8 protein-coding genes and 1 pseudogene are annotated in these 11,678 nt (G+C 64.4%); 4 read left to right on the top strand and 5 right to left on the bottom strand.

The genetic code is table 11. The annotated features are described in order from the left end of the window. Nucleotides 1–4: 4 nt before the first annotated feature. From Q9R27_RS11720 to Q9R27_RS11740, 5 genes and pseudogenes are all read right to left on the bottom strand, one after another. Nucleotides 5–1,711 (bottom strand): AMP-binding protein, encoded by a 1,707-nt coding sequence (locus tag Q9R27_RS11720; RefSeq protein ID WP_311252560.1) that lies wholly within the window; start codon nt 1,709–1,711, stop codon nt 5–7. 368 nt (nt 1,712–2,079) lie between these two features. Further along, a pseudogene (locus Q9R27_RS11725) lies at nt 2,080–3,288 on the bottom strand (IS3 family transposase). Between the two features lie 331 nt (nt 3,289–3,619). After that, on the bottom strand, nt 3,620–4,225 hold the full coding sequence (locus Q9R27_RS11730; RefSeq protein ID WP_311252561.1) for a TetR family transcriptional regulator: 606 nt from the start codon (nt 4,223–4,225) through the stop codon (nt 3,620–3,622). Nucleotide 4,226: 1 nt separating this feature from the next. After that, complete coding sequence (locus Q9R27_RS11735) at nt 4,227–5,639, bottom strand: TRAP transporter large permease (RefSeq protein ID WP_311252562.1); 1,413 nt, start codon at nt 5,637–5,639, stop codon at nt 4,227–4,229. Further along, complete coding sequence (locus Q9R27_RS11740; protein WP_311252563.1) at nt 5,639–6,139, bottom strand: TRAP transporter small permease; 501 nt, start codon at nt 6,137–6,139, stop codon at nt 5,639–5,641. The genes Q9R27_RS11735 and Q9R27_RS11740 overlap by 1 nt, the downstream gene beginning before the upstream one ends. Nucleotides 6,140–6,508: 369 nt before the next feature. Between Q9R27_RS11740 and dctP the strand changes: the two genes are divergently transcribed. Genes dctP through Q9R27_RS11760 form a run of 4 tightly spaced genes read left to right on the top strand, consistent with a single transcriptional unit; the run spans nt 6,509 to nt 11,668 of the window. Beyond that, the gene (gene dctP, locus Q9R27_RS11745) at nt 6,509–7,600 is read left to right on the top strand and encodes a TRAP transporter substrate-binding protein DctP (protein WP_311252680.1); all 1,092 of its coding nucleotides are present in this window, start codon (nt 6,509–6,511) and stop codon (nt 7,598–7,600) included. Next, nucleotides 7,582–10,059 carry an AMP-binding protein gene (locus tag Q9R27_RS11750; protein WP_311252564.1) on the top strand — a complete coding sequence of 826 codons (2,478 nt, stop codon included), beginning with the start codon at nt 7,582–7,584 and terminating at the stop codon, nt 10,057–10,059. Before dctP ends, Q9R27_RS11750 begins: the two co-directional genes overlap by 19 nt. Further along, nucleotides 10,052–10,840, top strand: coding sequence for an enoyl-CoA hydratase/isomerase family protein (locus Q9R27_RS11755; protein WP_311252565.1), 789 nt, complete (start codon nt 10,052–10,054; stop codon nt 10,838–10,840). The genes Q9R27_RS11750 and Q9R27_RS11755 overlap by 8 nt, the downstream gene beginning before the upstream one ends. 57 nt (nt 10,841–10,897) lie before the next feature. Continuing rightward, nucleotides 10,898–11,668, top strand: a complete 771-nt coding sequence (locus Q9R27_RS11760; RefSeq protein WP_311252566.1) for an SDR family NAD(P)-dependent oxidoreductase — start codon at nt 10,898–10,900, stop codon at nt 11,666–11,668. Nucleotides 11,669–11,678: the final 10 nt, after the last annotated feature.

Genomic DNA, 11,678 nt, shown 5'->3' on the forward strand with positions numbered 1-11,678 from the left:
CGCGTCAAGAAGGGTCGTTCTCTCGCAGTAGGAATCGCTGAACCTTGCCGCTCGGCGTCTTTGGCAGCGCTTCGACGAAATGCACGCGGCGGGGGTAGGCGTGCTTGGAATAGGTTGTCCGGACCAGCTCGGCCAACTCTGCCTCCAGAGCAGGACCGGGCTCGTGCCCGGACTCCAGGACGACGAATGCCTCAACCTGTTCACCTCGTACGCCGGTGGGGTCGGGCCGGCCGACAACGGCCACCTCCGCCACCGCCGGGTGTGTCACTATGACGCTCTCCACGTCGGTGGGGCCGATCCGATACCCCGCAGCAAGGATGACGTCATCGTTGCGCGAGGAGAAGGAATAGTTGCCCTGCGCGTCGACCTGGGCCAGGTCCGAGGTGAGATACCACTGACGATCGGGTGTGAACCGCTCGGCGGAGCGTTCCGGGTCATCGGCATAGCCGGTGAACCACATCAACGGGCTCTGGGCGACGTTGACTGCCAGCTGGCCGTCAACGATGCCGAGCGTGAAGCCTGGCAGAGCTTGACCCATCGAACTCGGCGCAACTGGTCGGGCGACGTCGGGGTGCCAGTGATTGCCGGCCACCATGGCCAGCTCGGTCTGGCCGTACTGGTCGCGGATCTCGCAGCCCAAGGCCTCAACCCCGAACTGGATCAGGTCGGGGTTGAGGGGCTCCCCCGCGGAGGAGGCGCGGCGCAGGTGGAGTGGTGGCGAGATGTCACTACTGCGCATCGCGCGATACATGGTGGGTGCCCCAGCGAAGTTGGTGACGCTGAACCGGCGCATGACTTCTGCCGCGCCGGTTGGCGTGAAGCCACCGGTGGTCATCAGTGCACCGCAGCCGGTGGCCAGTGGGCCGAGCAGCCCGAAGTACAGACCGTAGGCCCATCCGGGATCGGCGGCATTGAAATAGACGTCGTCCTCGTGGAGATCGAGGGAGAAGCGCAGATAGCTCTCGATCGCTGCGAGTATGCGCAACGGCACGGGGACGCCCTTCGGGCTGCCGGTGGTGCCGCTCGTGAAGATCTCGATCAACTGTCCATCGCCACCGACTGCGATCCGCTCGGTGAACGGCTCGGCATCCTGAGCGGTGCGCTCCAGGTCTGCGAGATCGAGGATCTCGAGGTTGGCGATGCCTTCTGCCTTTGAGCGCTGGGACTCCTCGGTGATCAGGATCCGAGCACCACTCTTCTGGGTTCGGGTCTCGATCGCGCCGCGAGCGAAGGCTGTGAAGAGCGGGACGTGCACGGCGCCGAGGCGCCACAGAGCCAAGATGGCCACGGGCAGGCCAGGTTGCTTGTCAAGCAGTACGCCGACTCGGTCGCCTCTGCCCACGCCGCGTGCCCGTAGGGTGTTGGCGAGTCGGGCCGAGCGGTCGGCCAACTCGCCATAGGTGAGGGCGGTCGCAGACAGATCGTCAGCAACAAAGGTGAGTGCCACGGATTCGCGTGGATGGCGGTCACACAGCAGCCAAGCAGCGTCGGCGTCCGGGGCGGCGTAGGTGTCCAGCCATGATTGAACACGCTGCGCGATCGGTTCGGTGGCGTCTTGAGATGTCATCACCACGACAGCCTCAACGGGGGAGCCTTTTGGCGCCACCCTCCGAAGAGTGAGATCTCGTGTGCCTCCCCGGAGGAGAGCGGGCGGTGGGTCAGTTTGCGCCTCTGGCCCACTGGCAATGATCTCCGTGACGGCGCGTCTCACGTTCTGGCGGGCGTAGTTGAGTTGTTCGACCTCGGCAGGGTCGGGTTCAGATCTCAAACTGGACGAAGCGTTCGACGCCAGCAGCCCTCGCTGCGGAGGCCAAGCGAGGGAGCTGGAGACGATGGTGGAGGCCTATTTGGCGACGCACCTGGATCGGTGAGGCGTGGCTCCGGTGCAAGCAGATGGGTCGTTCTGTTGGAAGGTGACATGGAACTTCCAACTCCAGGCGCACACGATCCCAGTACTTCCAAGTGATTCGCACTTTCAGTTGGGGTTGCCCGGCCATGGGTCGGCGCGCTGATCCTAGAACTGCACGCAACGCTCCTCTCAGGGGTCGGGACTGCTGCACGGACGGGTGACAGGTTGGGTCACGCAGCCTGAGTGGCTGGCGTGGTCATGATGGTCTCGAACTCGACCGGGGTCAACCGGCCCAGCGCGGCTTGGCGTCGGCGGCGGTGGTAGGTCCGCTCGATCCATCGGACGATCGCGGTCCGGAGCTCCTCGCGGGTAGCCCAGGTGCGTCGGTCGAGGACGTTCTTTTGCAGCAGCGCGAAGAAGGACTCCATGGCTGCGTTGTCGCCAGCCGCGCCCACCCGGCCCATGCTCCCGACCATGCCGTGGCGGTTGAGGGCGTGGACGAATTTCCGGCTTCGGAACTGGCTTCCTCTGTCGCTGTGCACGATGCAGCCGGCCACGTCACCGCCCTCGGCTGTACGTCGGGCGACGGCGTTGTTCAGCGCCGCGACCGCGAGGCGGGACTTCATCCGGTCGCTGATGGAGTAGCCCACGATCCGGTTGGAGTAGACGTCCTTGACCGCGCAGAGGTAGAGCTTGCCTTCGCTCGTGCGGTGTTCGGTGATGTCCGAGAGCCACAGCTCGTTCGGGGCAGCAGCGGTGAACTGATGGCGGATCACGCCGTGCTTGTCCACCACCGCGCACAGGTCATCATGGACCGGTGGCCCGGGCTTCTTCCCGCTCTTGGCGCGCTTGGGCTTGCCGAACACGCTCCACCAGCCCAGCTGCGAGCAGATCCGCCACGCGGTCCGTTCCGCCATCGTCTGGCCGGCCTCGGCTGCTTCGTCGAGGAGGAACCGGTACCCGAACTCGGGGTCGTCGGTGTGGGCGTCGAACAGAGCGTTGGCGCGGTACGCCTCGACGAGTTCGGCGTCGGTGACCGGCGCAGCGAGCCAGCGGTAGTACGGCTGGCGGGCGAGCTTGAGCACCCGGCACGTCGCCGCTGACGGGGATCCCGTCAGCGGCGAGCTCCTTCACGAGCGGGTAGAGCCTTTTCCCGGGAGGTTGGACTGGGACAGGTACGCGGCCGCCCTACGGAGCACTTCGTTCTCCTGCTCCAGCAGCCGGATCTGCTTGCGGGCCTCACGCAGCTCGGCGCTCTCGGCCGCGGTCACGCCGGGCTTCACGCCCTTCTGGCCATCGGCGGTCTTCATCCAGTTCGTCAGGCACGACTCGCTGATGCCGAAGTCGGCAGCGATCTGTTTGAGGTGGACACCATGCTCACGGTTCCTCGCGACGCGGACGACATCGTCGCGGAACTCCTTGGGGTACGGCTTCGGCACAGCACACATCCTTCCAGCGGCACCTCTCGGCACCACAGATCAGATGTCACCTATCCGTGCAGCAGTCCCAGAAGGTGGGGCGACTGCGGACACTCGTGGGGAAGATTGGCGGCGCCACGCTGGTCGCCTCCACTGAAGGCGCAGTTGGTTCGATCGTCGAACTTGCGATGAGTGGAGCCTTGAGTTGAGCCTGGAAAAATGCGACCACTAGCAGTGCCCACCGCGTTCTGACGGCCAGGAACTTCGCCGCCCTGTAAATCGATGGATGGGCGCCAGGCGGGCCAGCTACTTCCACCACACCGCGGGCCTTGATCCAGCAGTGGTCCTGGGGCTAGGTTTCGAGCACTGTCCTAGCCAGCTGAGTCCAAGATTTGATCATCGGGTCATGGTCCCAGTCACGCTCAACCAATGCGTACGATTCTGCTCGTCCGCGCATGCTTGTGTGCAGAAGAAGCAAGGTGGCACTGTACGAAGGATGGTCGGCGTAGGTTCCGAAGAGCCTTGCATCGCAGGCTTCCACGCGTGCTCTGTTCGCTCGTTCCTGCCGCAACACGGCGTCTCGCAGCTCTTCGTTGTAGCGGGAAGCGGTCCACAACTCGGCGAATGCTCCATGGACAGGATTGTGGAAGGAGTGCCAACGCAAGCGGATGGCAGGTTCGAGGCGATGGGCATCATCCGGGACCAGGCGACGCAGGTCCTCCACGCGTAGCTCCATTTCGTCGAGCCAGAGATTCATGGCCCTCCGGGCAGCGCCCACGAGAAGGTCCTCGCGTCGAGGATAGTAATGCAGGAGTGACCCTCGGGAGACCTTTGCTTCGCGTTGAACGGCCACGGTTGTCGTGCCGGCGTAGCCGAAGGTCACGAGGCAGTGCAGTGCGGCCGCGAGGATGTCGCTTTGTATCGCCGACATTTCCGGTGTCGACTGTGAGGCACCCATCTCAGGCACTCCCTACGGTTGATGGGAGCCACAGAGTAATCGCCGGGAAGGCGATCAGGAGTGAGATCACCACAGCTTCGGCAGCCACGAAGGGAAGAACCCCGCGGAAAAGCTTCTCTGGTGGGATGTTGGACGTACCAGCCACGACGAACACATTCATCCCGACCGGTGGGGTGATCAGACTCAATTCGATCAGCTTCACGACCAGCAACCCGTACCAGATCCCGTCGAAGCCCAAGGTTACGACCAAGGGGTGCGTCAGCGGCACGAAGATAACCAACAGGGACAGCGATTCGAGGAACATGCCCATCGGGACGAGCAACAACAACAGGGCGATGATGACCAGAGTGGGTGGGAGGTCCATGCCGAGCACCCATGTGGTCAGGTGTGTCGGCACCTGGCCGAGCACCAGGAAGAACGTCAGCACCATGGCGCCGACCATGATGGCGAAGGACATGCTGGTCACTGCTGCAGCCTCTTCTGCGGCGTCGAGCAACTTGCGCAGGCCCCGCCGCATGCCCCCGGACCAGGATTCCACGATCATCATCACGAGTGCGACCACCGCAGCCACGGCCGCTGACTCCACCACGGTGAAGATTCCCGAGTAGATGCCCAAGATGATCACGGCGAAGATCAGGCCGATCCAACTGACCGCCCGGATCAGTGGCCACCGTGAGGTTTGTTGCGGTACATCCACCAACGTTTCAGTGGCAGTGCTTTGCGCCGTTTGAACACTCGCGGGCCGTGAAGCAGCGGTGACGTCAGGAAGGACGTCGGCAAGGCTGTCCGGGGTGTCAGGTGTGGCCACCACCTTTCGTGCGATGACGACGGTGACCGTGATGTAGGCCAAGGTGGTGAGGATGCCCGGTCCGATCCCGGCAAGTAGCAGACCTTGGATCGATTCGCTTGCCAGTACTCCGTAGAGCACCAAGAGAATGCTCGGAGGAATGAGGACGCCCAGGGTGCCCGCGGCTGCAACGATGCCACCAGCGAACGGCGACGGATATCCCCGCTTGCGCATCTCGAGGATGGAGACCTTGCCGACTGTGGCGGCGGTGGCGACGCTGGAGCCGCACACGGCAGCAAATCCGGCACACGCTGCCACGGTGGCGACACCGAGGCCGCCAGGGATGCGGCGGAATACATGCGCTGCCACGATGAACAGGCGCTCTGCCAGACGGCCATGGAGCACGAACATCCCGAGCAGGATGTACATGGGGATGATCGACAAGGTGTAGGACGACGTCGCGGTGTAGGGCGTGTCGCCGAGCACGGCCGTGACGATCATGTCGTCTCTGAGCAGGTAGACGCCCAAGGCGCCGGCGGCGGTCAGTGAGATGAAGATCGGGCACTCGAACATGAGGAGTGCGATGAAGGCCCCAACGACGATCAGGGTGGCGAGTTCCGGTGTCATCAGGCCACTCCTGCTGTGGAAGCGATGCTGGTCGGGTCGTCGGCCACTATCTCTGGGTCCTTCTGCTCGACCCCGAACATGACTTTGATGGTGCTGGCCAGGAACTCCAGGAAGAGCAGGCCGGCGCCGAAGACGACGACCATCTTGGTCGGCCAGATCGGAAAGGCCGCAGGGCCCTCGTGGAACTCGCGGATCTCGAAGGAATCCATTGCGCTGCCGAGGCAGGCTTTGAAGATCCACGCGGTGATCAACAGCGCGACCGCATGCGCGATGAGTCGGGCACCCATCGCCACCGGCCCCGGGAGCCGATTGGTGAGGAGAGAGATGCGAACATGCGTCTTGGTCCGTTCGCCATAGGCGATGGCCAGGAAGACGGTTACGGTGACCGTCTCCTCGACCAGTGGGAAGGCCCCGACCAGGGAGCCGCCCGTGGTGGTGCGTGAGATCACGTCCGCCACGATCACGACCATGATCACCACGATGCCCAGTGCGCTGAGCACGGCTGCGGCGCTCGTGCAGCGTTCGAGAAGGCCATCGAGTAGGCGCCCTGTCGTACGCAGGGCAGTGAACCGTGGCCTGAGGGGTGCCGTGGTCGTGGAGTGCGCTGGAGCCATCGCTATCGCCTGTTCCTTCGTGAAGCAGTAATTGCAAGAGCATGCCGACAGTCAGAGCAGACTGTCAAGGAAGTGATCAATATTTCCATGAGTACGGGCGTTCCTACATCGATGTATTCGGATCAGAGGTCTTGACAGTCAGCGCTGACTGGTCAACACTCGGGCACCATCCGGGTCATCCGGAGGAAGTTCCATCCACGACGGAGGTAGACGATGCTCGCTGGAATCGCACGTCCCAAGGGACGACGCGGGGGGATGTTGGGTCGCGCAACTCGGGCGCTCGGTTCGCTGCTGTTGGTTGCTGGCTTGGCCAGTGGATGCTCCGGGTCGGGTGACGGCACGGTGACCCTGACGTATGTCAGCTACGTGCCCGAGAGCAACCCGCACAGCGTCGCCCATGAGGCCTGGATGGCCGAGGTGGAGAAGCGCACCGATGGTGCGGTCAAGTTCGAGGCAATCTACAACGGTGCGCTCTGCGACAGCGCCAACATCATGACTTGTGTGCGGGACGGTCGCGCTGACATTGGGATCTTCACCCCGTTGCGCCATCCTGCCGAGTTCCCCTTGACCAACATCATGTCGATCCCATTCCAGACCACGGGGCTGCAGTCCAGCCTGCTGGCACTCAGGGATCTGTACGAGAGCAACGACGCCATGCGTGCGGAGTTCGAGTCGATGAACCAGAAGTTGCTCTACTTCGGTCCGGTGCCGGCCCCGATCTTGGGGCTGCGCACCCCGATCAGCTCCATGGACGACTTGGATGGCATGCAGTTCAGGATCCCGGGTCTCATGTCCGCAGCCTTCGCCACCCTCGGGGTTTCGTCGGTGACCATGACCGAACCGGAGATCTACGAGTCCTTGGATCGCGGGGTGATCGACGGGGCAATGACGGCGCCTGACGGACACGAGTCCTTCCGAACCTTCGAGGTGGTCGAACAGTTCGTCGACGTGGGTCGGGTGAGTGGGCCTCTCGCCGCGATGACGACGACGATGAATGCTGACCGGTTCAATGCCTTGCCCCAAGACGTCCAGGCGGTGATCAATGAGGTCAGCGCAGAGTTCGCCATGTCCGTGGTCCCTGACTACTTCGCTCCGTCCTTCGAAGCAACCTGTGAAGTGCTGAAGTCGGGAGCGCCGATGATTGACTTGGCTCCTGCTGATGAAGCGAAGGCTTGGGCCGAGGCAGCCAGCACAGGCACCCAGCAGGCTTGGTTGGACACGCTGAAGGACGCGAACGCCGGTGTCGGGCCCCAACTGCTTGACGCCTACCACGCTGCACTGCGCAAGTATGAGTCTGAATTGACCGAAGACGTCACCTTCAGCAGCCGATGCGAGGCCAGCCAGTGACACAGGGATCACCTGGCAGTGGGACGCCGAGGCCACCGGCGTTGGCGTCCCACGTCGCAGCGGCACAGGTTTCGCTCGATGGACTGCTCGTGGACGCGGCTAAGCGCGACCCCGAAGCCCAGTTCGTCACCCAGGGTTCGGTGCAGTTGACCTATCGCGCCTTCGACCACCTGGTTGAGCGTGCAGCCACGAGGCTCCGAGACGCGGGGGTGGCACCAGGCGACCGGGTGTTCCTGGCATTGGCCAACCATGTGGACCACTTGGTGCTGATTTTCGCCATCGCACGCTGTGGCGCAGTCCAAGTGGCCGGCAACCCTGAGTTCACGGGGGATCTGCGTGGCCATCAGCACGACATCGCCAATCCAGTCCTAGCGCTGACCGACACGGATGAGCGTGCACCCGAGGGCCAGGCGTGGTCCGGTTGGGCCGATCCGGCCAGAAGGTTCGTGGTCGAGGTCAGAACCGACCGCAGGACGTTGGTGGACGGGCCTTGGCAGGGGGTGGCAAGCGTGATGTTCACGTCTGGAAGCAGTGGCCTCCCGAAGGCAGTACAGACAACGCACGCCTCCTACGTGGAGACCGGTCGGGCGGTGGCCGCGACGATGCGTACCGGGCCCGAAGACGTCTTCTACGTCTTCCTGCCGCTCTTCCATGGCAATGCCCAGGTCATCTCCCTGATGACCATCGTGGCGTCGGGAGCCTCCATGGTGTTGGCCGAGCGATTCTCGGCCTCGCGCTTCTTCGTCGATGTCGAACAGCATGGGGTCACCGCCTTCACCCACGTCGGGTCCGTGCTGCCCATTCTCCTTCGACGCTTCCCTGACTCACGTGTGACGACCTTGCGTTCGGTCTTCGGCGGAGCCCCGCACGAGGAGATTGCAGAGTTCGGTGAGCGATTCGGATGCCTCTCCCAGACCGGATGGGGGATGACCGAGACAGGATTCGTCACGGTCCTCGCTGATCCCGACGTGCCTTCAGAGATGGCGCACGGCCGGCCTCGGGAGGGTTTCGAACTGCGCATCGTCGACGAGGGCGGCGCTGTGCTTGCAACCGGCGCCGCGGGAGAACTCCAGGTCCGGGACACGGGACAGGACCAGATGATGCGGGGCTACCTGGCCGGGCACGACGCGACGGCCTGGACCGAGGACCGCTGGTTCCTGACCGGGGACCGCGGAAGGTTGGGGCATGACGGCAGCCTGGAGTTCCTGGGACGCGACAAGAACGCGATCCGTCGTAGCGGGGAGAACATCGCCGTGGCTCAGGTCGAGGCAGCAATCCTGGCCCACCCCGACGTGCTCGAGGTGGCCGTCGTTGGTATCGATGACCCGGTCGCGGGCCAGGAGGTTGGTGCCGTCGTCGCCCTGAAGGACCCACACCTGAGTCTTGCCGAGTTGGCCGGATGGCTCGACGGTCAACTGCCCAAGACCCTGCGTCCACGATTGTGGAAACTGGTCGACGAGATCCCGAAGCGGGGTCCCCAGAAGGTGGACTATCCGGGGCTGCGCGAGCTCGCCGGATTCTGGGACCGCGAAGCGGCTCGACAGGACCCCGGACTGGAGTTCGATGACCTTCGCGAGCTTGCTCGCGGCTTCGGGCTCGTGGAAGGCCCTGCGTACGACGACCAGAGCGGACGAGTGTTCTTCTCCGACGTGCTGGGCGGGGGTGTCCACTCGGTGCCCCTGGACCAGGACGGGCCCGTGGTGTGTGAGTTCCCGCACCGGCGGGGGATCGGTGGCCTGGCCCGCCATGAGCACGGCGGCTGGTTGGTCTCGGGTAGGGGCTTGGACGTGAAGACAGCGGCTGGGACCAGAAGCGTCGTGGGTTCGAGCCACGGCGTGCACGGCTTCAACGACCTGACCGTTGACTCGTCGGGAGCCGTCTATGCGGGCTCCGTGGCGGAGAACCGGCTTGAAGAGATCGCTGTCGCCAAGACGAGCCCCGCGACGGTTGCGGCTGCGGGTCACCCTGCGGGCAAGGTCTGGAAGGTGCTGACATCCGGCGAGACGCGACTGATCGCGACCGGTTTGGCTCTGCCGAATGGCATGGCGCTCAGCCCGGCCGAGGACCGTCTCTATGTCAGCGACTCCTTGGCCCATCAGATCCGGGTCATCGCGCTGGACCAAGAGCAACCAATCGAACTCATGCGCATCGATTTGGGACCGGGTGAGCCCGACGGGTGCGCGATGGCGACGGACGGGACCCTGTGGGTGGCGATGGCAAACGTGCAGCGCATATTCCGGATCTCACCCGAAGGACACATCTTGGAGCGGTATCGCGCCCCCGGGCCGTTGACGACCAGTCTCGCCTTTGGCGGCCCGGACATGGAAACCTTGTTGATCGCTACCGGGGACTTCTCGACCCCCGACGGAGGGGGACTCTTTGCTGCCACGGCTCCAGTGGCCGGGGTCCCGAGACCAGATGCGCGCGTTCCGGCGCGGGAGGTGGTTCGCGATGCCTGAGTCGTCCGAGGCCCTCCGTCTGGTCGAAGTGGCCGATGGTTTGGCCGAGATCAGGATCGACCGACCGCGAACTCGCAACGCCTTCGACTTGGCGATGTGGCGCACGCTGGCCCACATTGCGGACCGGCTGGCGGGGCGCGCAGACCTGCGATGCGTCGTGCTGCGCAGCGCTGTTCCCGGAGCCTTCTGCTCGGGTGCCGATCTGGGCCAGTTCGCCAGTGAACGGGGATCCTGGGAGGCGACATTGGCCTATGAGGAGGTCGGGAAGTCCGCCTTGCAGGCACTCCGCGGCCTCCCGATGGTCACCATGTCAACAATCGACGGTGATTGTTTCGGTGGCGGCGTCGAGCTGGCTCTCTCCTGCGACCTCGTCCTGGCCAGCGAACAGAGTCGCTTCTGTCTTCCACCGGCTCGGCTGGGGCTCGTCTATGACGAACCTGGGACTGCATTCCTCGCATCCCGTGTCCCCGGTCCAGTCCTTCGCTGGATGCTCCTGACGGCCCAGCCAGTCACTGCAGCACAACTGGGCGCCTGCCAGGTGATTCCCGACGACGGATTCGGCGAGTTCGCGCAGCGGACAGCGCTGTCCGTGTCCCGCTTGGCGCCACTGGCCTTGCGCGGCACCAAGCAAATGTTGGACTGGACGATGGCGCCCACCGGATCCGGGTCGCCCGAGCCGGACTGGCTCCAGCTTCGACGCGAGGCCACCGAGAGCGAGGACCACCGCGAAGCTGTCGCAGCCTTCGCCGAGCGTCGCTCTCCCATCTTTCAGGGCTTCTGATCACTACGCCCATCAACCAACCAGGCCAAGCCAGCCCCCACGCCAGGAGATACCAAGATGACTGAATCCCCCCGCACCCTCGACGGCCTGACCGCTCTGGTCTCGGGAGCCGCCCACGGAATGGGCCGCTCGACGGCCCAACTGATGGCATCGGATGGTGCCCGACTGATCCTGCTCGACCGGGACGCCGAAGAGTTGGCAGCCGTTGCCGATCAGTTGCGCGGATCCGGTGCCCAGGTGGTTGACGTCGTCACGGACATGGCGGATCCCGTGGCCATCGAATCAGCGGTCAGGCGGGGGACCGAGGTATTCGGCGGACTCGACGTGCTGGTGAACAACGCCGGGATCAAGGGTTTCTGCGACCTGGAGGACCCGACGTACGACGAGGTCTGGTCCGAGGTGCTCACCGTCAACCTGACCTCCCAGCAGCGTCTGTTGCGGGCCTGCCTGCCCTGGCTCAAGCGATCCGGCAGTCCTCGCGTGGTCAACATCGCTTCCACCGAAGCGCTCGGCGCCACCGGTGACAACAGCGCCTACGTCGCTGCGAAGGCAGGCGTCGCTGGCTGGACACGAGCCATGGCCGTCGACCTGGGCAAGCACCAGATCACGGTGAACTGCATCTGCCCCGGCCCCATCGACACACCTATGACGTCCTTCGTCTCGTCCGAACACAAGGCGATCTTCGCCAAGCGGCGCACTGCGTTGGGGCGCTATGGCACGCCCGACGAAGTGGCCCATGTGACCCTGAGCCTGTGCCTGCCGGCCTCGTCCTACATCACCGGCGCCGTAATCCCCGTCGATGGCGGATTGATGGCACGAAACGCCTGAGCTGTTCCTG

This window comes from Nocardioides sp. AE5 (genome assembly GCF_031844485.1).
GTDB lineage: Bacteria > Actinomycetota > Actinomycetes > Propionibacteriales > Nocardioidaceae > Nocardioides.

What these genes read in the sequence shown, in the direction of transcription:
- Q9R27_RS11730 (WP_311252561.1), bottom strand. Translation starts at nt 4,225, where the DNA reads ATGGGTGCCTCACAGTCGACACCGGAAATGTCGGCGATACAAAGCGAC.
- Q9R27_RS11735 (WP_311252562.1), bottom strand. Translation starts at nt 5,639, where the DNA reads ATGACACCGGAACTCGCCACCCTGATCGTCGTTGGGGCCTTCATCGCA.
- dctP (WP_311252680.1), top strand. Translation starts at nt 6,509, where the DNA reads ATGTTGGGTCGCGCAACTCGGGCGCTCGGTTCGCTGCTGTTGGTTGCT.
- Q9R27_RS11750 (WP_311252564.1), top strand. Translation starts at nt 7,582, where the DNA reads ATGCGAGGCCAGCCAGTGACACAGGGATCACCTGGCAGTGGGACGCCG.
- Q9R27_RS11755 (WP_311252565.1), top strand. Translation starts at nt 10,052, where the DNA reads ATGCCTGAGTCGTCCGAGGCCCTCCGTCTGGTCGAAGTGGCCGATGGT.
- Q9R27_RS11760 (WP_311252566.1), top strand. Translation starts at nt 10,898, where the DNA reads ATGACTGAATCCCCCCGCACCCTCGACGGCCTGACCGCTCTGGTCTCG.